Genomic DNA, 22851 nt, shown 5'->3' on the forward strand with positions numbered 1-22851 from the left:
TTATTTTGTTACTTTTATTGTTTTGATGATGTCATTATCTTCATTGTGAAAATTAACCCAGCCTTCACAGTTTGGGCTGAGATGGGCATTTTCTACTGATTTTTTTTCATGCGGCGCTATGTTTATCAATTTTATATTCGGGTCTTCAGGTTTTTTAGACAACGAGATTGTAAAAACAAAATTCGAATCATTATTAATAATGCACTTATTATCTTCTTGAATGATACTGAGTTGATCAAAATCGCTGTGTTTTAACTCAGCATGGCGGTAAATCATTTTAAAATGATTTCGGACAGCCAGTGAAATTGCGTTAGTATCATTATTTGATGCTGACTTTGGTATGGCCGTAATTGTTAGATTAATTATTTTATCTTCAGAGTATCGCTTTTTATTTTTTGGAATAACAGTAATGATATTGCTGCTATTCTTTGGGAGTAAGAATAGTGGCGGAGAGATGATAAAGTCTTTATCATCCACATTACTTTTTATCAGATAGTCACTCTCATAATCATTGACCAACTTGATATTAAGATGTTGCATATTATCATTAATTAAAAATCGGGTGCCAAGAACGGAAACACCACAAATACCATCGCTGGTATAAAGAGCCAAAAGGAGTATGATAATTTTATTAATCATAAGCTAACTCGAAATCTACAATACTCATGACCTTTCCAGCTACAGGGGTATCATTTGTTTTAACGTAGTAAGCGAAAAAATAAAATATTTGCGTTGCCAGGTCATGGTCAATATTTAATATTTCTTTGTTGTTTCTGATGTCAATGTTTTTACTTTCAGAATCATATAATCCTAATGCTACACCTTGAGCAGCATTTTCAGTTTCATTAAGATTTTTAAGTAAATTACCCATTGCGATATCACTCTCACCAGTGAACGTGATATTCGCTGATGAAATATTATCAGGACAGTCTGTCAGTTTTATTGAAAATGGTGTTCCGGCAAACGGAATACCAGGGCGGCTTTGTCTTAAATCACCACCTTGTAAATCAATCGTCAAATTCAGTGATTCATTAACAATGGTACAACTTCGTTCGAGAACGCTGGCATTGATATTAATAGTGACTCTTTCGCTAAAACCTGCTCCTGGTAATATCAGAAGTAAACTAAGCGAAAATAGTAAAAACTTATTCATAAAAAATATCCAGATAAACGATTGAAGATGCATCTCCAGAACCAACGTCATTACTCGTTGATTTATATCTTAAGTAAAAATTCAGATTATAGGTTGCGCTGGAAATAATTTCATTTAGTGGTTGTATAGCATTTAACGCTACCTTTTTTTTGTTTTTATCCAGTATTTCTATTGCCAGTCCGGTAGCCAGAACATCTTCAGATACTCCACCTTTACCTGTCACTTTTAATAATGTGGGATCAGTGGTATCGCCCTCTCCTGAAAACTGATACGAAAGATTAGCGACATTACCGGTGCATTTATTTAACGATATTGAAACTGGTTGTTCGGCACTGGTTGCTCCTGCCTGAGCAAAATCCCCTGGGTTAAAATCAGGGAAGTTAATATTTTTAGTTAAATCCTGGCTGGATACATTACAGCTTTGCGCTAAAATTCCGCCGTTCAAATTAACGGTAACATCTATCGCATAGGCTGAAAGGCAAGATAAATATAATAATAAAAACCTGAGAAAATAAGTCATAAGTATATTTTATTATTTGCAAGTTAAGTTAATGTGATTAATGTTTTTCATTCCAGTTTTTTCATTATAGTCAATAATAAAGTTACAACTTGTCTCTTTATCTATATTGACCGTATAACGGGAACCTGGTCGAACGCCGGTTAAATATACGGTACTGTCATCATCGACAATGGATGTTGTTTGTTCTTTCTTGTTGATAACAAAGGTACCGAATTTAATGGGTTTATTTTTATATTTAAGCGAAACTAAGAAATTATATCCTTTACGTACATCAAACACGACTTTGCTGATAGCGCCACGTGTTGGCGCAATTTTCAATACTTTCCCATCAATATCATAACCGGAACCAAAAGTTTCTGGTGATATTGCGACATCATTATAGTGATATGCCGTAGCGTAAGGGACTAAAGCATAACCATTACGATTTATCGTGATATTCTCACCGGCCATATCTAATCGCGCTCCGGCTGCACCCTTGGCTTCGACTAATATTGCTGTGTCATTTGCCTCTCTGGCGAATACAATGCCATCTTTATGAACCAGCAAAGAACCTGTCAGCCCATAATCCAGTTCTCTTGAGTTACTGGAGAATGCGGTTCCGGCATTAATCTCAGCAGCATTCGCTTTATAACGTAAATTTAAGTTTGATGTATTTTGGCTATTGTTATTGATATTTTGATAAATATTATAGTTTAATTTATTATCTAAAGCTGTTCCATACAAACTTGTGGCGTTATTATATTTAGATTTGTTAAGGTTAGTGCTGCTTGTCAAATACATTTTATTTTTATCCATACCATTAGATAACGGCATTGACAGAGACAGATAAAATATATCATCAGTTTCATGTCTGTAGGTGTTTTTATTATAGCTGGCAGATAACATGATATTATTATATTCAGTAAATGTTTTGTTCCAGCCAAATTGTATATTTTGTGATTTAGTATCACTTCCCCAGTATGAGTTGATGTTTCCCCATAAATATAATTGCCCGTAATCACCCATGTTTTGTGATACGTTCACCTGAAAACTATTTTTTTTACGCTCATTCCGCAAATCAACGAGATAGTCATTGGTGGCATATTTATTGCTATTTTTATAATTAGCTTCACTGAACGTATAATAATCTGATGTTGAATAACGATAGCCGGTTAATTGAACGTTGGTACCTGTATCGCTAAATGATTTAGCATATAAAATCCGGTATGAGCTACCTGTATAATTTTTATCATTTATTTTAGTTTTTGCTTGAATAGAGTCAAAAGACAACGCACCTATATTGCCGATATCTTTACCTAAACCTAATCCGGCTGCAAAATAATCATTTGCAATCTGGTATCCGGTATATAATGTAGTATCCAGCGGTAACCCAAATCCAAGTGAACCTTGCATAAATTCACTTTTATTCGCTTGCGAAGTATCCAGCTGCCCGAGAGCGACGGAATAGTTAAAGCTTCCCTGGCGCAACAAATTCGGCAAAGAAGAATAAGGTACTGTATATACTGTAACGACACCTTGATCCGAGGTTAATTCAACTTCATAGTCACCGCTGGTACCAACAGAGTTTAGATTATCAATACTATAAGGGCCAGGGTTGACATATTCTTGATAAAGAATATTACCATTTTGCCGGATCGTTAGTTTTGACCTGGATTCTGCAATTCCTTTAATCGTTGGACTATAACCTTTATCACTTTCAGGCAGCATTTCATTTGCTGTTGCCAGTGAAACACCGATAAAGGTGTTTGAATCAAATAGCGATGAACCTAAGACACTTTGTCCTATTGTCAGTGACGATTTGATTGAATTAATATTTTTAGTGACAAAAATACTGCTCGAGTTCCATTCATGATTTGATATGTCACCTGCTTTACTTTGATTATAGTAAAAACTCGAGTTAAAACGCCATGAACCTAAATTCAATCGATTGTTTAAGTTTACAAATGTAGATGAGTAGGCATCCTGATGATTATTTTTGGCATAAGAACCATTAATATTATAGTTAGTCATTAATGCAGTTATACCATCATCCCAATCCGCTTCGTTTGCGAGCGTTGAACGAATTGATTTCAGGTAGATCTGTGGTATCGATAGCGTTAACGTCAATTTAGATAAATCAACGTCATAGCTAAAATCATTGATGTATTCAGCAATATCAATGCATTCTTGACTATCCGGTGCTGCACTTAATCGACCCTGAGCTTCTTTGTTAAAAGGTATAAGATCAACAATTTCTTTTGTAAAACATGCACTAACTTTATTCTGGCTGTTTTCTTTAAATATAATATTTGTATTTTGTATAAAGCTATCGCCTACGTTCAGGCTTAAGAAATAATTTCCTGGTGTTACATTATTTCCCGCAGAAAGGTAGGATAAATCCTCTATGGAATCAACGTCAGAGCCTAAAAATAAAGGGTTGAAGTAATCTTGCGAATATGAATTGTTTATATGTGAGAATAAACCAATTATTAGTATCTTTTTCATTATTCGCATTGACAGACTTCCGGTATTAATTGAAATTACATTGTTTATCTTTTGTTTGAACGCCGTAATCATTGATAAAGTTGAATGTTAATTTTTTACTTTTATCATTTGTGTTCAAAAAAACAGATGCTTCAGGTGCAATAGTTTCTGCTTTTGATATCTCTTTCCCATTTATACTTAAAGCTGATAAGTTCATATAAAATGGCGTTGGGTTATCAATTTTTAACTTGTTATTCTCATAGCTGCATTTAATTTTTTCATATGAATTAAATGAATCATCACCCAGAGCAACGGGTCTGGTGAAAAGTTTTATTTTAGTCGTTGTTGAGATTAAGAGTGCATTATCAATCTTTTGCTCTTCCTCTGTTAATGAAGGAATAACTTTCGTATTAAGATAGTATAATTTTTCTTTATCTTTAGGTAACTTGCCTTTATCACCTGTATAGACCACATTCAATAAACTATCTGAGCCTGACTTAATAACAAAGAGTGGTGGGGTAACAACAAAATCAGAAACTTTATTGTTATTTTCATCCGTTACCCATGATTGAACCAGGTAGTTTCCATCTTTATCAGTATTGTATAATTTTAATGTGACTTGATTTTTATCTGTCGGGTAAATTAAACGCGTCGCTCCTAATGATACTCCGCCCGCATATACAGCCTGGCAGCATACAAATAAAGAAGCGATTAAAACCACTTTTTTGAACATATAGACTCCATAAAAGTGATTGATCATTACTGACCAATCACTTCTTAAATTACAATGTGGCAATTAAAAAATTAATTATAATCCAGCATGAAGTTAGCAACAGACTGAACCTTACCTGCTGTTACTGCTGCAGCTGTTGAGCGGTAATCAACAGATAAAGGAATATTGGTGGTTTCAGTCAATGCGATTTCAGTACTCAAAGCACCAACATTCAAGGTAGAACCATCTGGATTGAATAACTGCAGACCTACGTTCTGCGCAGAACCGGCACCTGCGGTATTCGCTAATACGCCAGGTTTACCTTCAACAGTTTGTCCGCTAAATGAAATCTGAACAGTTTCCAGAGTTTCGGTGTTGCACTCAAGCAGGCTGATGGTAAATGGTTTTTTAGCATTTGCCAGCTGGTCTGTTGCTGTGAAAGTAGAGGTTTTTACAGTATCCAGGCTAACAATTTTGTCTGAATCTGAGCTAGATACAGCGCAAGCACCTGAAGTAACTTCGCCATTAAATGTGACTTTACCGCCAGCCACTGGTGCCGCGTTTGCTGAACCACAAATGATAGTTGCTACTACAGCAGACAGAAGGGCGAACTTTTTATTGATACTCATTTTTATATCCTTAGGAATTAGTGATAACAAATTGGCCTGTTAAAATTAACAGAATCATTACATATAAAGATGCGACAAATAAAAGCCTTTCAAATTTAACTAAATCAATAATTAAGCATCATAAACAACATATCATTCACTCCCTGTTAATTATATGTTGTCTGGCTCCAGCCAATAGGAATAGTCTTATCAGTCATTTGTTACTTATTATGCAATAAATGTTCTCAGTTTTTACTTATAAACTGGGTGGCAAGAATAATCTTATTGGTTATTTGCTCGCTGACTCTTTATCGTTATTTAGTCTCTTCTCGACGAGGTGTAATTTAAACGAAACCAAATTTAAGCACAACTGTTAAATTCAATAAACTCTGTGTGGTTTAATAAATTTTACTTATTTTTAGTGATGTCAGACAACAAAATCAACCATTATAATGTAATGGTAATTTGGTTATTTATTCATTATAAACAGTGGTTTACCATATGTTTTCTGAAGGGGTTTATTTGCTTTTTTTAGAGGGGTAAATTTAAGTGAATTAATTTTATAAATTAGTGTTTTTATTTTTAGACCAAAGTATAAATACTGTCTTTTAATAAGACACGCCCTACACGGTGAAGGGGATATCTTATGTTTTATATTCTTTTTTAAAAGTGTAAGTTATGTTTTTACAGTTCATCATATTGGGAATATATTGTTTTACACTTACAGGGATAATATGAAGGCTACGTTATCATGTTGTGTTTAACATTTTGTTAAGGAGTTGTAATGAAAACCTGCGCCGTCAGAAGAACGTCATTTGTTAAATATTTTCTAATGCTGAGTATCTCATTGGGTTTTGTTAATACCTCACTTGCTGACAATAATGTACCGTCATTAATTTATGCCGCAGAGCAGGGCAATGTTCCGGCAGTAAAGCAAGCCCTTGATCAGGGAGCAGATATTGAACAACGTGATAAACGCATGCGTACTCCCTTAATGGCTGCAACAAATGCTAATCAGGTTGAGGTCGCACGGTTATTGATTAATAGAGGGGCCGATGTGAATGCCCGGGACAGCATTGAGGACTCTCCCTATCTCTATGCGGGGGCGCGCGGTTTACAAGAGATCCTTGTCATGACACTGAATCATGGTGCTGACTTGAAAAGCCTTAATCGCTATGGTGGCACCGCACTGATCCCGGCTTCCGAGCGCGGGCATGTAGAGACTGTACAAACCCTGATTGATGCCGGTATTGAGGTCGACCATGTTAACCGCTTAGGCTGGACCGCGTTAATTGAAGCTATTGTTCTGGGTGATGGAAGTGAGAAATATCAGCAGATTGTCACTAAGCTTATTCAGGGTGGGGCTGATATTAATTTAGCCGATGGACGAGGTGATTCTCCCCTGGCACTGGCAAAGCAGAAAGGCCAGCGTAATATCATTGAAATACTGAAGTCGGCAGGAGCAAAATAATGTCAGATAATCTATTTTTACAGCAGGCTATCGCCCTGGCACGAGAAAACGTAGAAGCAGGCGGACGACCCTTTGCAGCACTTGTGGTCTCTAATGATGAAGTCATAGCCACAGGCACGAATCAGATGTTAGCGCTGAGTGACCCTACGGCACATGCGGAGTTAATGGCATTACGCCAGGCTGGTAAGGTGCTGGGGCGGGTACGGCTGGAAGACTGCATTGTTTATGCCAGCGGCCAGCCATGCCCTATGTGTTTAGCTGCCATGAGGATGGCGGGTATTTCGCAAGTCTATTATGCCTATTCAAACCAGGACGCTGAACCTTTTGGTTTATCAACAGAAGCGATTGCAGCAGCCCTTCGTGTACCACCACAGCAGCAGCCCGGGCTGATATTTAAACAGCTGAAACCTCAGGATGAAGAGCAATCTGCACTGTATCGCTTCTGGCATACTTCGCAGAAGTAGTATCGTTTCATTCAGGCCTCTATTTCATCAGCCAGCTATCGAGCCACGGAAAGACGATATCTTGCTGTTCTTTATAGAAAACGTGCCCAAGTTCAGGCCAGGTCTGAGTGAGCAGATGATCTTCTTGATTTTGTGAGCGCCACACTTGATGCACTTTATCATAGGCATCACTGACCGCTGCGGGAGGAAACAGCTTATCTGTTCCGCCGTTAAAAATCAGCAGCGGTCGGGGGGCGACAAGGCTCGCGACATCCGGGATATCCAGTTTGCTCGCAAGGCCCGGGTGCAGCATATAAAACGCTGACTGACCGCGCAGGATATTATTACCTGGAGTCATCAGTCCGTCGTAGTTACCAAACCAGGAAATGGCAGCAGTTGCCGCTACTTTTTCAGACAGGGCGGCAAGTTGCCAGGCGCGATATGCCCCCATTGAAAACCCCAGAGCGCCAATGCGTTTTGCGTCTACGTCAGGTAGCGAGGCGAGAAAATCAACGGTACGCATATCTTCATAAGCCATAGTTCCGGCAAGAGAGCGCCCAAGATTATAAAAATTACTCGCGAGTGCCTGTTGCTGTTCATAGGTTACCGGGCCGCGTTCGCCAAAGCCGGGTGCATCAATAGCGATGACCATATAACCTCGTTTTGCCAGCTCATCCCCGACAAATTGTCCGGTAAAGAACTTATCAGCCCAGGCTTGGGCAGAAGCTAACTGCGCCTCATTGCCCCAGGGTTTAATCATTTTCTCTTTGCCGATATCAAATTTAGAACCGTGATCGTGCAGCAGGACTATTGCGGGATAAGGGGGTGGCGATTTTGGGGTCAGGATCAGCGCGTTAACCCGGCTTTCATCGGTAATGTTTAACGCCATTTTTTCCGCACGATAGCTGCCACGGTCTTGAGTCTCCAGGATCTCAGGTGCAAAGGCTACGGTAGCTTCAGGGGCTAAAAGCGCCTCCCTGACCTGAGCCCGGGTTTGCTGTTGCCACTGCGAAAAATCACTGTAGTTGCCAGATAACCAGGATTGAGGGTAGGTCATTTTGGCTTTTAACTCAGGATAAAAAGCCGGTAAGTTGTTCTGCAAGCTCTGTGGCCAGGTATCAGTATTAGCCAGTGCTGAACCTGATAGCATAAACAGAAAGCATAACTTGCTGGATAATCGAGTAATTGACATCGCACCCTCTTAAAATGAAATAGCGTTTCATTTATATTCTAAATAAACTGCCATTTATTTCTGTGGGCAAAGCCAAAAAATAACTAAAAAATACCATCAGAATAAACGCTGTTATTTCCGAAGGCACTTTCGCCAGTCTTCAGATATCCCGCCTTATTTCCTCACAATTTATTGTTTTATTGTTCATTATCAATGTTAGTTATTGCTAATGGTAACCTTTACAAGAATGATATTGATAATAATTACCATTTGTAATAGCGTTTAATGGCTCTTTACTGTGGAGTAAACGATTCACCGCAGGCAGTGGTCAAGAATTCTTTATCCAATATCCATGATAGTGGCCCGGGAATTCTCTGGTGCGGTGTTGCAGGCAACTATAAAAATCACAGAATTTATGATGAAAAAAAAATATAACCCGCTCGCGCTGCTTATTCCTGCTGCATTGTCAGGAATAGCATTTTCAGGCTATGCAGATGACACTATTGTTGTTACTGCGGAAAAACAAAATTTACAGGCTCCTGGCGTATCAACGATTACTGCCGATACTCTACGTAAAACGCCTCCTGCCAGAGATCTTGCGGAAGTTATCCGTACTCAACCGGGGATCAACCTGACCGGTAACTCAACCAGCGGACAGCGCGGAAACGGTCGTCAGATCGATATTCGCGGCATGGGCCCGGAAAATACCTTAATTCTGGTAGATGGCAAGCCTGTCAGTAGCCGTAACTCCGTTCGTCTGGGCTGGCGCGGTGAGCGAGATACGCGCGGTGATACTAACTGGGTCGCACCTGAATTAATTGAAAAAATTGATATCATTCGTGGCCCGGCGGCAGTGCGTTATGGTAATGGCGCTGCGGGTGGGGTAGTGAATATCATCACCAAACAGCCGACTAATACCTGGCACGGTTCCTGGGACGCTTATTACAATGTGCCAGAGCATAAAGATGAAGGCTCCACTCGGCGTACCACTTTTAGTTTAAATGGCCCGTTGTCGGATGATGTTTTTATGCGTCTCAGCGGCAGCCTGGCCAGAACGCAAGCTGATGCCTGGGATATTAACCAAGGCCACCAGTCAGTACGTACAGGGATTTATGCCTCTACGCTGCCATCAGGTCGTGAAGGGGTAACAGATAAAAATATCAACGCCTTGCTGCGCTGGAACTTTGCACCTCAGCATTCACTGACTTTTGAAAGCGGTTATGGCCACCAAACTAACCTCTATGCTGGTGATACGCAGAATACCAACAGCAATGCGTTGGTTGAGAGCAAATATGGCAAAATAACCAACCGTATCTATCGCCAGAATTACTCTCTGACGTGGAATGGCGGCTGGGACAGCGGCGTGACTACCAGTAACTGGGTACGCTATGAGCGGACTCGTAACTCACGTATTGATGAGGGTCTGGCTGGCGGAACAGAAGGGATCTTCTCTAACGACAAGTTTGTCGACATCGATCTCTCAGATATGCTGTTACACAGCGAGGTCAACCTGCCGATTGATTTACTGGTCAATCAGACCTTAACTCTCGGTGCTGAGTTTGATCAGCAGAAAATGAAAGATAGCGCCTCCAATACTCAGACTTTCATGGGGGGAAATATTCCCGGCTATAGCAGTACCTCTCGTAGCCCGTATTCTAACGCCAATATCTTCTCGCTATTTGCGGAAGATAATATGGAACTGACGGACAGCACTATGCTGACGCCAGCGCTGCGTTTTGATCATCACTCTATTACTGGCACCAACTGGAGCCCTTCACTGAACCTGTCTCAGGGCTTAGGCGATGATTTCACCCTGAAAATGGGTATTGGCCGTGCCTATAAAGCTCCTAGCCTGTATCAAACCAACCCGAACTATATTCTTTATAGTAAAGGTCAGGGCTGTTACGCCAGTGGCGATGGTGTGGGTTGTTACATGATGGGTAACGATGACCTTAAAGCAGAGACCAGCGTTAACAAGGAAATTGGTCTTGAGTATAAACATGAAGGCTGGCTGGCCGGTGTCACGTGGTTCCGCAACGATTACCACAATAAAATTGAAGCCGGTTATGCACCTATTGCCCAGACATCTTCCGGTTCAACTCTGACAGATATCTATCAGTGGGAGAATATTTCTCGTGCGTTAGTGGAAGGTCTGGAAGGGTCATTTAATGTTCCTGTCTCTGACAATGTGACCTGGAATAATAACCTGACCTGGATGTTGCAGACCAAAAACAAAAAGACGGGTGATAAGCTGTCTATCATTCCAAAGTATACGCTGAACTCAACGCTGAGCTGGCAGGCCAGGGACGATCTGTCTTTAAATACTACCTTAACCTGGTACGGTAAGCAGGAACCGAAGAAATACAACTATAAAGGCAAGCTGGCGACAGGTAGCGAAACTAAAGAAGTCAGTCCTTATAGCCTGGTTGGCTTTAGCGCGACCTGGGATGCGATGAAAAATATCAGCCTGACCGGTGGAGTCAGTAATATTTTCGATAAGCGTCACTGGCGTGAAGGTAATTCCCAGACCACCTGTTCATTTACACCAGGAAGCGGTGAGTGTAACGGCGTTAGTTATATCTACGGCGCGGGCGCAAATACCTATAATGAGTCAGGACGAACCTGGTATATGAGCGTTAATACCCGCTTCTAATTCTGTACTTTAAAACAGGTAACAAAACCCTGTTACCTGATGAAAGAGGGGCTCTTCTGATGAGAGTCTCTCTTTCGTCTTTATACCTTTCTAAGAATCATCAGCCAGAAGGATATATATCCGTGAGATGCCCCTCTTTCTTTTGCCGAGCCCTGTTGTTAGTCGGGACCTTTTTTATCACACAGTCTGTTGTTTATGCTGCAGATTGGCCCCGACAAATTACCGATTCGCGAGGGGTTCATACTCTGGATAGCCCGCCTGAACGTATTGTCTCTACCAGCGTGACACTGACCGGTTCTCTGCTCGCCCTTGATGCACCCGTGGTGGCCAGTGGGGCAACCATGCCGAATAATCGTATTGCTGACGGCAATGGTTTTATGCGTCAGTGGGGAAAAATTGCCGTTGAGCGCGATTTAACCCGGCTCTATATTGGTGAGCCTAATGCTGAAGCGGTGGCAGCCCAACTTCCTGACTTGATTTTGATCAGTGCTACAGGCGGCGATTCAGCCATGGCACTCTATGAACAACTGTCAGCCATCGCTCCGACCTTAATCATTAACTATGATGATAAAAGCTGGCAGTCTCTGCTGAAAGAACTGGGACAGATAACAGGACGGGAAGCGATAGCCGAACAGCGAATTGCCGAATTTGATAAGCAGTTAACTACCCTTAGAAAGCAGATTACTTTACCGCCACAACCCATTAATGCCCTGGTCTATAGCGCAGGTTCTCACAGCGCTAATCTATGGACTACGGAATCAGCCCAGGGACAATTACTGGAACAGGTTGGTTTTACGCTGGCACCAATACCTGAAGGGCTGCGTGTTTCAACCAGCCAGGGAAAGCGTCACGATATTGTGCAGCTAGGTGGAGAAGTACTGGCGTCAGGTCTTAATGGCCAGGGGCTGATGCTGTTTGCTGGCAATCAGAGTGATGTTGATGCCATTTATGCTAATCCCTTGCTGGCGCATCTGCCGTCTGTGGAAAATAAGCGGGTCTGGGCGCTGGGTACAGAAAGTTTTCGTCTGGATTACTACAGTGCCATGCTTGTCTTGCAACGACTACAAGCGTTATTTGGTTAAGGTTATGACTAACAATAACTCAGAGGGTTTGATGCAAGTATTTGCTTTATTTACGCTCATTTTTTCTATCCTGATCCTGCAAGGATGTACTACGAAGGGAGAAGCTGTCGCCAGTTGTCCCGATCTCTCCGAACTAAAGAATGCTGCTACTCAAGGGGATATTCATGCTCAGGTAACCCTCGGAGAAATGTATTCTAATGGTCTCTGTATGGAGCGGAATTTAGCTGAGGCTCGTGAATGGTTTGGCGAGGCGGCTCCTGATGGAGGGCCATTACCCAAATATGCGCTGGCGAATATGTATCATGATGGTGCTGGCGGTCCAAAGGATGATCAGAAAGCGGTTGAATGGTATGAAAAAGCGGGTCAGCAGGGGTTATCCGATGGATTCGTCGCTTTAGCCAGTATGTATGGCTCGGGGGATGGTGTAGAGATCGATCCTGCTCTGGCGAAAAAATATGCCGATCTTGCGGTGTCGACCAATGACAGTGTCATGAAATTTTTTGCCGCACAGATGTATGAAACCGGTCATGGTGCCATGTTGAACCTAAAGCAGGCGAGAAAATGGTACAAGGAATCGTGCATGAAAGGTTTTGCTCCGAGTTGCAAAAAATTCAATCAGTTAAATAATAAAATGTCGTCATAACGGTGTGACGCATTACGTTAATATTTTTATAAAATAATAGGCTGCACTATGCCAACCACCTCTTCCTCAGCACGCCTTTGGGTGATGCTGGGGCTACTCTTTCTGCTGTGCCTTGCTGTCGCTTTGAGTTTGCTGGTAGGTGCTAAATCCTTGCCTGCTTCTGTGATGCTTGAAGCGCTCTCAGGTCAGTGCAGCAGCGCCGACTGCACCATTATTCTTGATGCCCGATTACCCCGTACGCTGGCGGGTCTGCTGGCCGGTTTCGGACTGGGAATTGCCGGGGCATTGATGCAGACGTTGACACGCAACCCGCTTGCTGACCCTGGCCTGCTGGGTGTGAATGCCGGGGCCAGTTTTGCCATTGTTCTTGGGGCAGCGTTCCTGGGATTATCTTCGCCTGGCGATCAGCTCTGGATGGCGCTTTGTGGCTCTTTGATTGCTGCCTTGTTAGTCACTTTTACCGGTAGTCAGGGGGGAGGACAGCTAAGCCCGGTACGACTGACTCTGGCTGGCGTTGCGCTGGCAGCGGTGCTGGAGGGGCTATCAAGCGGCATTGCTTTGCTCAACCCGGATGTCTACGATACTTTGCGTTTCTGGCAGGCCGGTTCGCTTGATATTCGCACGCTCAGTACGTTGAAAATTGTTGCCTTACCGATGGCCATGGCACTGGTGGTGGCGCTGATGTTAAGTCGCTCTCTTAACAGCCTGAGTCTGGGAATTGATACCGCCAGTGCTCTTGGCAGCGGTGTGGTTCGCACTCAGTTACTGGGGTTAGTGGTTATTACCGTGCTATGTGGCGGAACGACAGCCATGGTCGGGCCGATTGCCTTTATTGGTCTGATGGTTCCCCATATTGCCCGCTGGTTAGTTGGAGCAGATCATCGCTTTAGCTTACCCGTTGCGTTACTGGTCACGCCGGTCCTGTTGTTATTCGCCGATATTGTTGGCCGTCTGCTGGTACCTGGCGAGCTGCGGGTTTCTATTGTCAGCGCATTTATCGGGGCTCCGGCGTTAATCTGGCTGGTGCGTCAGCGTAATAAGGGGGCTGCATGTTAATGCCTTCATTGCGCTTACGTCTGTGTTGCAGCTTACTGCTGATTGCCTGCTTGCTGCTGGCCTTATGGGGTTTATGCAGTGGTAGTGTGGTCCTGACGCCAGGCCAGGTGATACAAGCTTTTATGGGCGATGCCCCTCGGGCTGTGGGTCTGGTGGTGACAGAATGGCGGCTGCCGAGAATCACCATGGCGTTGGTGGTGGGTGCTGCACTGGGTGTCAGCGGGGCGCTATTTCAGTCATTAATGCGCAACCCGCTTGGTAGCCCGGATGTGATGGGTTTCAATACCGGAGCATGGAGTGGTGTGCTGGTTGCCATGGTGTTCTTTAATCAGCATGCGACCGCCGTGGTGCTGGCTGCGATGGCGGGAGGGATCCTCACCGCATTTGTGGTCTGGCTACTGGCATGGCGTAACGGCATCGATACTTTCCGGTTAATTATCATTGGGATCGGTGTACGGGCCATGCTGGTTTCATTGAATACCTGGCTCTTATTACAGGCCTCTCTGGAAACGGCTTTTTCAGCTGGCTTGTGGAACGCAGGTTCCCTTAATGGTATGACCTGGGCAAAAACCCTGCCTGCGACACCGCTTATTTTACTGATGCTGATTGCAGCAGGGCTGATGGTCAGACGTATGCGTATGCTGGAAATGGGCGATGACAGCGCCTGTGCATTAGGGGTTACGGTTGAACGATCCCGACTGGGGCTGATGCTGATAGCGGTGATTTTAACTGCGGCCTCAACGGCGATTGCTGGCCCGATTTCATTTATTGCTCTGGTCGCTCCCCATATTGCCCAGCGGTTAAGCCGTACCTCGCGCTGGGGTCTTACTCAGGCAGCCCTGTGTGGGGCATTTATTTTACTGGTAGCCGATCTCTGTGGTCAGCATCTATTTTTACCTTACCAGCTTCCGGTCGGCGTGCTTACTGTGAGTATCGGTGGACTGTATCTGATTGGTTTACTTATTAAGGAATCACGTAAAAATGCATCCTGATCGCGCGCGTTTATCCGGCGACAACCTGACATTAGGCTATGGCCAAAAAGTCATTGTCAGGGAGTTGACCGTGGCCATTCCTGACGGACATTTTACCGCGATTATTGGCCCTAATGGCTGTGGGAAATCGACTCTGTTAAGAGCGCTCAGCCGGTTAATGAAACCCCAGCAGGGGCAGGTGGTATTAGACGGTGAAGCCATTTCCCAGTTGGGGAGTAAAGAGATAGCCCGGCGGGTGGGTATTCTGGCCCAGAACGCGACGACACCCGGCGATATTACCGTGCAGGAACTGATTGCCCGAGGTCGTTATCCCCATCAGCCGTTATTCAGCCGCTGGCGGCAGCAGGATGAAGACGCGGTGCAGCAGGCAATGAAAGCGACCGGAGTCAGTCAGTTTGCCAGCCAGCCGGTAGATACCTTATCCGGTGGTCAGCGGCAGCGGGCCTGGATTGCGATGATCCTCGCTCAACAAACGGCAATTATGCTGCTGGATGAACCGACAACCTGGCTTGATATCAGCCATCAGATAGATTTAATGGAACTGTTGCAGAATCTGAACCAGCATCAGGGCTATACCATTGCCGCGGTACTGCATGACTTGAATCAGGCCTGCCGCTACGCCAGTCATTTAATCGCGATGCGTGACGGGCAGGTGATTGCTGAAGGTGCGCCGGGCAAGATCGTTGATGCGGAGTTGATCGAGCGGATCTATGGTATCAAGAGTCTTATTATTGACGATCCGGTGGCAGGGACCCCTTTGGTCGTGCCACTCGGCAGGCAGTCTGGTTCGTCTTAATTTATTTCGTCAGAGGGCGCCATAATGCGATGAGTCCTGAGGTTAATCCACCTCGCCAGCAGAATGCATCATGCCCGCCCTCAAACGGACACCAGTTTAATTCCGTTGCCTGCGTTAGTTGGTGTCTGATGGCGTCATTGGCGCGAAAAATTAACGGTTCATATTTTCCGGCTTGTAAGATAATCCGCAGGCCGTCAGCCCGGACGGATCCCTGGTCAAGCTGTTGTCTCAGCCAGCCGATTTGTTGTTCTTTACGATCCGGCCACCAGAAGGATCCTGACTGAGCCAGTATCCCGCCAAAACGGGCTGGCCAGTATAATCCGGCATAGAGCGAAGCCAGGCCACCAAAACTCTGCCCTGCGACAATAGTGCGTTCTGGCGCTGAACTAAAAGGCGCTATCGCTGCGACTAAGGGTAACAGTTCTTCCTGTACTGCCTGCCAGAACTCAGGGTTACAGGGCAATTCGCGACTGCGATGTTCGCCGTCAATAACATCAATTAACAGATAAACTGCGGCAGGTAACTCACCTTTCCCGGTCAGCGAGCTAAGCGCAGGCCAGACCGGCATTGATTCGGCCCAGAACTGTCCATCGAGCAGGATAGCCAGCGGTCTGTCGGTGATATCGGCTTCTCCGGTAGTGAAAACCCAGACACGGCGCTGATTCTGTAATCGGGTACTCTGCCAGATCAGCTCTTTTGGTGGCGTATAGTCTGCATCAGGATTATTCCAGCCGGGTTGCTCTGGTGCGTCCGGCATTTCCAGTCCTGAAACGTAATGACCCCGTCCGCCCATCCAGCTCAGGGGATTCAGCGGATCGGACTGGGCCTGCGGCAGTAATCGCTGCCACTCGGCACGCACTGACTGAGGATCCTCAAATACCGAGGCGGCAAAATCATCGTTCTGCTGAGAAGGAATAAAGCAGTAACTTCCCCGCCATTGGGCTGGGAGCAGGATCTCTGCGGACCAGATATCGCTGTCAGGTATTCGTGACAGGCTGAGTGGTTGGCGATGATGATGATGGTCCGTAATACCAGTAATACAAAGCCAGACATGACGTAAAGGTGAGGTTTGTTCAGTGCCATAACGATCTCGCCACCAGAATGTGACCCGCCAGGCTTCACCTTCTTTACGTAACGCAGGGCCTTGCTTACTGGCCCACCATGCTTCACTGCCCGTCCGGGATATTGTCACTGCGATTACCTCATTTTCAGGATTTGCGTAGCGCGACCAGCTCGACGATATCTTTTGGCGAGGTTCGGCAGCAGCCACCGATGAGCTTAGCACCTGCGGCTAACCATTCGGGTAAATAACTGGCAAGACTGCCGCAAATATCATGATGCTGATGCCATGTTTTGGACCGGGCATCATACTGCTCCCCTGAGTTGGGATAAACCACCAGCGGCAGAGTGGTTAGCGTGTGGAGATACGTTAAAGCGGCAGTGGTTTTTTCAAGAGCGATACAATTAATACCCACAGCAACGACTTGTGGTGATTGGTCTATGACGGCTATCACCTCACTTAACGGCGTGCCATCACTCAGATGCTGGCTGTCCTTTAGAGTCAATGCCAGCCATGCAGTGGCTTGCGGATACTCTGCCAGTACAGTAATTAAGGCACGAATTTCCGCAAATGACGGCAGCGTCTCACAGGCCAGCAGGTCGGCTCGCGCAGCCAGAAGCGCCGCGATACGAGGGCGATGGAAGGCGATAAATTCTTCCTGACTGCGGATATAGTCCCCACGATATTCAGACCCATCCGCTAAATAGGCGCCATAGGGGCCTACGGAGCCCGCAATCAATAGCTCTCCGGCAGCAGCATTTTCTTGCTGATACTGGGTTCTAGCCTCGATGGCCAGAGCGACGCTTTTCTCAATCAACGCACAAGATTGCTGGTTATCCAACCCTCGTGCAGCGAACCCTGCCGGAGTAGCCTGGTAGCTTGCGGTAATAGTTACCTCTGCTCCGGCACGAAAATAGTCAAGGTGCACATCACGGATCAGTTGCGGGTTTTCTATCAGCACTTTCGCAGACCAAAGACTATCGGCGAGCTGGCAACCTCTGGCTTCCAGCTCTGTCGCCATAGCACCATCGAGAGTAATAAAGTTGTGTCTGGCCAGTAAAGGAATCAGGGGATTATTCAGCGACATGTTCAGGCTCCTGCTGTTTCAATATTTTAGTCAGATAGAAAGCGCCATAGCAGAGAGCGACAAACGGCAAACCGCAGTATAACGCTATGCGCTGGCTGGAATCGAAGGCCAGGCCCACGCAGGCGATAAGGCAGAGAACAAAACCAAGAATCGGTACCCAGGGGTACCAGGGGGCACGATGCTTCAGCGAATCAAGGGACTGGCCGGACTGTAGATGACGGCGGCGGAACATAAAATGCGAGGCGCAGATACTCAGCCACACCACGACTACGGCAAAACCAGAAATTGCAGACAAGGCGACAAACACCGTATCGGGGGCAATAATGCTTGAACACAGTGCTAACAGGCCACCCAGCATACTCACTGACAGTGCCGCTAAAGGAACGCCGCGTTTATTCACGCGTGAGAAATAGCTCGGTATCGTCTTCTCTTTAGAGAGGGACCAGAGCATCCGGCCTGATGCATAAAGGCCTGAGTTGGCGGCGGACAGAATCGCGGTCAGAATAACGAAATTAAAAATATCCGCCGCATAAGGGATCCCTACTTTTTCAAACACCAGCACAAAGGGACTTTTCTCAACACCCGCCTGATCCATCGGTATTAAGGCGGCGAGCACAAATACGGTACCGATAAAAAAGATAATCAGTCGCGCAATGGTCGCTCTTATCGCTAGCGGAATCGCTTTTTCTGGCTCTTTGGTCTCACCGGCGGCAATACCAATCAGTTCAGTACCTGAAAAGGCGAAGTTAACCGCGACTAACGTCATAAGGATCGGTAAGCCGCCATGCGGTAACCAGCCTGTCGAGGTGATATGTGTAAGACCCGGGGCAGGGGAGCCATCTTGTAGTGGAATCACGCCAAATATCGCCATGGAACCAAGAATAATAAAGGCAATAATGGTGATGACTTTAATAATCGAGAACCAGAACTCACCTTCAGCAAAAAAGCGCGTAGAGACGACGTTGAGTGAGAAAATAACCATGCAGAATATCAGGCACCAAACCCAGACAGGGACTTGGGGAAACCAGTACTGCATACAGAACCCGGCGGCGGTAAAACTTGAACCTAAGGCTACTGTCCAGGTTAACCAGTAGAGCCAGGCGACAGTATAGCCAGTGGCTGGCCCGAGATAGCGGCTGGCGTAGACGTGAAATGCACCGGTTTCCGGCATGGCAACAGAGAGTTCAGCCAGACATTGCATCACGAGCCATACCACCAAAGCACCAATGGCATAGGCGAGTAAAGTTCCGGGTGCACCGGTAGTCGAAATAATATAGCCAGTATTGAAAAATAGCCCGGTACCAATCACACCGCCCAGTGACAGCATGATCAAATGGCGTGGTTTCATCGTGCGTTTAAGTTCTTCGCTTTCTTGCTGCAATGGACTAATTCCTTGATCAAATAGACGTCTATACTTCTAAATGTCATCTATTTATATCTTGGTTGAGTATGAAAATCTAGCTGTGACTCGCTTTAACTCAGCATTTGAGCAGGGTTTAATCGATTCTTAATTTCAGCGCGATAAGAGCGGTCAAATCCGGAGCTTTTTAAAGCAAATGAATCAACCATTAATATGACAGAATGAGTCAATGTCGATAAGAAGGATGAAGTATGTATTTGAATAAAATGGGCTTATATACAAAATATTCTGGTCTGCTGCTACTTTCCGGGGTGATGTTTTTCTCACAGGCTCTGCATGCGGCACCTTCTCTTTCTTATATAGAGGCGAAACCTGGTGATATTCTCCAGGTGAAACTCAGTGAGTTACTTCCGACGCAAATGGCGGTGGGCAAGCTTCAGGTTGCAGGTACTCTGGCGGAATACGCTCAGGATAAAACGGCGCTGTTTAAGGCGTTATGTAAAACTCAGGGTGCCGGAAAGCTGAGTGAGATAAATGCGTCATCGACGCCCGTCGATCCTTCCTCATATACCTGTAAGCTCGCTGCCGGTACAGATAAGAAAGAGATGAATACCGTTGATATTGGGCCTGCGGGTAAGCTGTATCTGACGGACGGGCATCATGGATTTAATAGCTTCTGGGATGTGCCCAAGGGGGGCGGTGACGTGACTTTGAGCGTTCTGGTCGAGCAGAACTTAAGTCATGACAGTAAGGGGACGGTGCTGACGCAAGTTCAGTTTGAACAAAAGATGGCCAAACTGAAACACTTCCTTCCCGTTGATGCCCAAGGGCAACCTGTTAGCTTCTCGCAGTTACCTGAAAGTTTGGGAATGAGTCACTTCCAGAACGATCCCTGGCGTTCAATGCTTTATTACTTACGGGGCATTGCCTACGATAAGCCAGAAAAAAACATTAACCCGGCAACGGGTGAGCACTATTCAGCGGTTCCTTTCCTCGAGTTTTACTGGGGGCAGTTGCTACGCAGTAAAATGGATTTAAAACGCTACGATCTGAATAATCAGGATGACTATATCAAAGCGCTGAAAGCAGCAGCAGTCGTGATGACTACAGTTCCTGCGGCGGAGTTGATAGGGAATTCGGGTAAAACCGCAGCAGCGTTAGGTCAGCTGAAGCATATTGATGAAAAACGCTTAGCTAAACTGGCGAAACCCGATTCTAAACTGGCTAAGGCATTGGAATATCAGGTCAGCCATTAAATTTGCCAGCTAAAACCCCGGTTACTGACTTAATTCTCTCAGTAATCGGGTGTTGATATACAGCTTTTCACGACCGACCTCCATTTCCTCCAGTACGCCGATATTCACTAACTGTTTGAGGTATATCGATGCTGTTTGTCGTTTGGCGATATCGCGTTCAACGAGGTTATCAATTCGGCAATAGGGTTGTGTAAACAGGACTTGGACGAGTTCATAAGTGTAGATTTTCGGTAATTGCTTACGTACATACTCTGTCGTTTCTGCCATCAATTCTCTGACAACCGAGATTTTATGCGTTGTCCACCGCGATGAATTCTCCACGGCCTCTAGCATAAATAGGATCCACGACTCCCAGTCTTCCTTTTCTGTCACATTGAGCAGGAGCCTGTAGTAATCATCACGTCTCTCGAGGATAAAACGAGACAAATAGAGGATTGGCAGCGAAAGGAGTCCAGTCTGAATCAAGTACAAAATATTAAGGATACGCCCTGTTCTTCCGTTGCCATCCGGGAACGGGTGGATGCATTCAAACTGATAGTGTGCAATAGCCATTTTTACCAGTGGATCCAGATCATCATCACTGTGTATAAATCGTTCCCAGTTCGCGAGTAAGTTACGAATGACATCTTCACCTACTGGCGGCGTATAGATTACGTTTTTATTCTGGTCACGTAATACGGTACCCGGCGTTTTCCTGATATCGGTTTGCACTGCACGTAATTGGGTACAGATAGTTATCGCTGCGTTTGTGCAGAGTGGGTAGTTCTCAAGGTGGGAATAGCTATCATAAAGCGCAGTGCGATAGCGTAATGCTTCTTTTGTTGCTGGGTTTGCGCCATCAGCACGGTCAGCATACTGAAAGAGCTGATCGCTGGTGGTCACGATATTCTCAATACGTGAAGAATCTTTTGCTTCCAGTATGGGAAGAAGGTTTATCAGTAGACTTTGATCGGGAATTAATTCACCAGCAGTTTTTAACTCGGCGATTGCTGCACGTGCATTGATGCACGCTTTGAGTACGCTGCGCGTTTCAACGCGCTCAAGTTCAGGCGGCAGTATGGGTAATTCGTTGTAAGGAATCTCTGGGTTCCACTTCATATGTTTATAAAAGCCGTTTTTATCGACATATAGCCATAATATGTCGATACAGTGTACATGTCACTTGGTTATGTTTATAAAAGCCGTTTTTATCGACACATCACTCGAATGTGTCGATAGCATCAACATGTTCTGGCTGGCATCTCTTTTATATAGAAAGCAGATTCTATTTTTTATTCAGCATGGCCTTAAGATCTGCAAACGGATTGTAGGTCGCTTCCCCTACATCTTTCTGCGCATCTTCGCCTGCAACCACCGAAGTCCCGTACTGATCGGCTTCGGTATACTTTGAGTGCTCATGGTCGTGGCAGTACAGGCACAATAGTTCCCAGTTACTGCCATCCGGTGGGTTATTGGTATGGTCGTGATCGATATGATGCACGGTTAACTCGCGCAGGTTGGAGTAAACAAATTCACGGGAACAGCGACCGCAAACCCACGGATAGATTTTCAGTGCTTTCTCGCGATAACCGGTTTCTAAACGGGCATAGTTCTTAGGGATGATAGCCATCAGGGCAGACCTTAATAATGCTGGGGGATATGCACCTATCATAGGGGAATTTATCCTCTACTCCAATGCTGGCTGGAAAGCATTGCTTTATCGGCGTCATACTTCAGGTTGCCCATGGAGCGCTTGTGAAGAGAGACGAACCATTCTGGGTACAGGCATCTCTTCTATATATAGAAGAGAAATGGAAGAGACTAAGGATAAGACCTTCATGGAGGGCTGATTTTCTGGATACTCATAAGGAAAAGAGGAAAGGGAGCATTTGTTTTTGCGAAAAACCCTGACGAAATTCCTTTTGTTATCTCTAAAGGCCTCCTTTATATAAGAACATCGACCATTAAATTGGCCATGTTATTATTCATTTGTGGATAACTCTGTGCGTAATTGCGTATAAACCGGGCTTTTGCTGTGGAATGCAGCAGTCAGTCATTTTTATGATATTTAAGTGTTGCAGTACCGGGAGAACTCCCTATAATGCGCCTCCATCGAACGGGAACATGTGAACAACTTCACAAGTTACCGGAAACGATAAGAGAAAAGATTCTGAAATAAAGGATTGACTCTTAAAGAGGAAAGCGTAATATACGCCTCCTCGAGTTAGCAAGCTAAGGCAAGCAACTCAACGCTCTTTAACAATTTATCAGACAATCTGTGTGGGCACTCGCAAGATTGATATCTAAAGCACCTTCGGGTGCAGAACCTTCGGGTTCACAAAAAAT

The 22851-nt window shown here is 45.0% G+C and carries 21 protein-coding genes; 9 read left to right on the forward strand and 12 right to left on the reverse strand.

Features of this window, described 5'->3' with window-relative positions; translation table 11 throughout:
- The 6 genes from M2387_RS19865 to M2387_RS19890 form a co-directional block, all read right to left on the reverse strand.
- Complete coding sequence (locus M2387_RS19865; protein ID WP_259051963.1) at nucleotides 1–639, reverse strand: fimbrial biogenesis chaperone; 639 nt, start codon at nucleotides 637–639, stop codon at nucleotides 1–3.
- Entirely contained in the window at nucleotides 632–1153 is a 522-nt protein-coding gene (locus M2387_RS19870; protein ID WP_259051964.1) for a fimbrial protein, read from the reverse strand. The genes M2387_RS19865 and M2387_RS19870 overlap by 8 nt, the downstream gene beginning before the upstream one ends.
- Complete coding sequence (locus tag M2387_RS19875) at nucleotides 1146–1673, reverse strand: fimbrial protein (protein ID WP_259051965.1); 528 nt, start codon at nucleotides 1671–1673, stop codon at nucleotides 1146–1148. Before M2387_RS19875 ends, M2387_RS19870 begins: the two co-directional genes overlap by 8 nt.
- A gap of 12 nt (nucleotides 1674–1685) precedes the next feature.
- A complete protein-coding gene (locus tag M2387_RS19880) occupies nucleotides 1686–4157 on the reverse strand; it encodes a fimbria/pilus outer membrane usher protein (protein ID WP_259051966.1) in 2472 nt (823 codons plus the stop codon).
- Between the two features lie 25 nt (nucleotides 4158–4182).
- Nucleotides 4183–4869 carry a fimbrial biogenesis chaperone gene (locus tag M2387_RS19885; protein WP_259051969.1) on the reverse strand — a complete coding sequence of 229 codons (687 nt, stop codon included), beginning with the start codon at nucleotides 4867–4869 and terminating at the stop codon, nucleotides 4183–4185.
- Between the two features lie 71 nt (nucleotides 4870–4940).
- Nucleotides 4941–5477, reverse strand: coding sequence for a fimbrial protein (locus M2387_RS19890; protein ID WP_259051970.1), 537 nt, complete (start codon nucleotides 5475–5477; stop codon nucleotides 4941–4943).
- A gap of 763 nt (nucleotides 5478–6240) precedes the next feature.
- On the opposite strand from M2387_RS19890, the gene M2387_RS19895 reads away from it, so the two are divergent.
- Nucleotides 6241–6927 carry an ankyrin repeat domain-containing protein gene (locus M2387_RS19895; RefSeq protein WP_259051971.1) on the forward strand — a complete coding sequence of 229 codons (687 nt, stop codon included), beginning with the start codon at nucleotides 6241–6243 and terminating at the stop codon, nucleotides 6925–6927.
- A complete protein-coding gene (locus M2387_RS19900) occupies nucleotides 6927–7391 on the forward strand; it encodes a nucleoside deaminase (RefSeq protein WP_259051972.1) in 465 nt (154 codons plus the stop codon). The genes M2387_RS19895 and M2387_RS19900 overlap by 1 nt, the downstream gene beginning before the upstream one ends.
- A gap of 19 nt (nucleotides 7392–7410) precedes the next feature.
- Here M2387_RS19900 and M2387_RS19905 read toward each other — a convergent pair whose 3' ends face one another.
- Nucleotides 7411–8520 carry a dienelactone hydrolase family protein gene (locus tag M2387_RS19905; protein WP_259051999.1) on the reverse strand — a complete coding sequence of 370 codons (1110 nt, stop codon included), beginning with the start codon at nucleotides 8518–8520 and terminating at the stop codon, nucleotides 7411–7413.
- Nucleotides 8521–8959: 439 nt separating this feature from the next.
- Here M2387_RS19905 and M2387_RS19910 point away from each other — a divergent pair, with 439 nt between their 5' ends.
- From M2387_RS19910 to M2387_RS19935, 6 genes are all read left to right on the forward strand, one after another.
- Nucleotides 8960–11194 (forward strand): TonB-dependent siderophore receptor, encoded by a 2235-nt coding sequence (locus tag M2387_RS19910; protein WP_259052000.1) that lies wholly within the window; start codon nucleotides 8960–8962, stop codon nucleotides 11192–11194.
- A gap of 122 nt (nucleotides 11195–11316) precedes the next feature.
- Entirely contained in the window at nucleotides 11317–12276 is a 960-nt protein-coding gene (fepB, locus tag M2387_RS19915) for a Fe2+-enterobactin ABC transporter substrate-binding protein (RefSeq protein WP_409040086.1), read from the forward strand.
- Between the two features lie 31 nt (nucleotides 12277–12307).
- Nucleotides 12308–12919: a tetratricopeptide repeat protein gene (locus M2387_RS19920; RefSeq protein WP_259051975.1), complete on the forward strand. Its 612-nt coding sequence runs from the start codon at nucleotides 12308–12310 to the stop codon at nucleotides 12917–12919.
- A 48-nt stretch (nucleotides 12920–12967) separates the two neighbouring features.
- Nucleotides 12968–13975: a Fe(3+)-siderophore ABC transporter permease gene (gene fepD, locus M2387_RS19925; protein WP_259051978.1), complete on the forward strand. Its 1008-nt coding sequence runs from the start codon at nucleotides 12968–12970 to the stop codon at nucleotides 13973–13975.
- Nucleotides 13969–14967 (forward strand): iron-enterobactin ABC transporter permease, encoded by a 999-nt coding sequence (gene fepG, locus M2387_RS19930; protein ID WP_259051979.1) that lies wholly within the window; start codon nucleotides 13969–13971, stop codon nucleotides 14965–14967. Before fepD ends, fepG begins: the two co-directional genes overlap by 7 nt.
- On the forward strand, nucleotides 14957–15763 hold the full coding sequence (locus M2387_RS19935; RefSeq protein WP_259051981.1) for an ATP-binding cassette domain-containing protein: 807 nt from the start codon (nucleotides 14957–14959) through the stop codon (nucleotides 15761–15763). The genes fepG and M2387_RS19935 overlap by 11 nt, the downstream gene beginning before the upstream one ends.
- Before the next feature lies 1 nt (nucleotide 15764).
- On the opposite strand, the gene fes is transcribed toward M2387_RS19935, so the two are convergent.
- From fes to mmuP, 3 genes are read right to left on the reverse strand one after another with little or no spacing between them, the layout of a single operon-like run.
- Nucleotides 15765–16955: an enterochelin esterase gene (fes, locus tag M2387_RS19940; protein ID WP_259051982.1), complete on the reverse strand. Its 1191-nt coding sequence runs from the start codon at nucleotides 16953–16955 to the stop codon at nucleotides 15765–15767.
- Between the two features lie 16 nt (nucleotides 16956–16971).
- On the reverse strand, nucleotides 16972–17910 hold the full coding sequence (mmuM, locus tag M2387_RS19945; protein ID WP_259051983.1) for a homocysteine S-methyltransferase: 939 nt from the start codon (nucleotides 17908–17910) through the stop codon (nucleotides 16972–16974).
- Nucleotides 17897–19258: an S-methylmethionine permease gene (mmuP, locus tag M2387_RS19950; RefSeq protein WP_259052003.1), complete on the reverse strand. Its 1362-nt coding sequence runs from the start codon at nucleotides 19256–19258 to the stop codon at nucleotides 17897–17899. Before mmuP ends, mmuM begins: the two co-directional genes overlap by 14 nt.
- A 263-nt stretch (nucleotides 19259–19521) precedes the next feature.
- Here mmuP and M2387_RS19955 point away from each other — a divergent pair, with 263 nt between their 5' ends.
- On the forward strand, nucleotides 19522–20526 hold the full coding sequence (locus M2387_RS19955; protein ID WP_259051984.1) for a ParB/Srx family N-terminal domain-containing protein: 1005 nt from the start codon (nucleotides 19522–19524) through the stop codon (nucleotides 20524–20526).
- 21 nt (nucleotides 20527–20547) lie between these two features.
- Here M2387_RS19955 and fic read toward each other — a convergent pair whose 3' ends face one another.
- Entirely contained in the window at nucleotides 20548–21624 is a 1077-nt protein-coding gene (gene fic / locus M2387_RS19960; protein ID WP_259051986.1) for a protein adenylyltransferase Fic, read from the reverse strand.
- Between the two features lie 166 nt (nucleotides 21625–21790).
- Nucleotides 21791–22135: an HNH nuclease YajD gene (yajD, locus tag M2387_RS19965; protein WP_259051987.1), complete on the reverse strand. Its 345-nt coding sequence runs from the start codon at nucleotides 22133–22135 to the stop codon at nucleotides 21791–21793.
- Nucleotides 22136–22851: the final 716 nt, after the last annotated feature.

Origin of the sequence: Klebsiella sp. BIGb0407, from assembly GCF_024807845.1 — a bacterium.
Lineage (GTDB): Bacteria > Pseudomonadota > Gammaproteobacteria > Enterobacterales > Enterobacteriaceae > JGM124.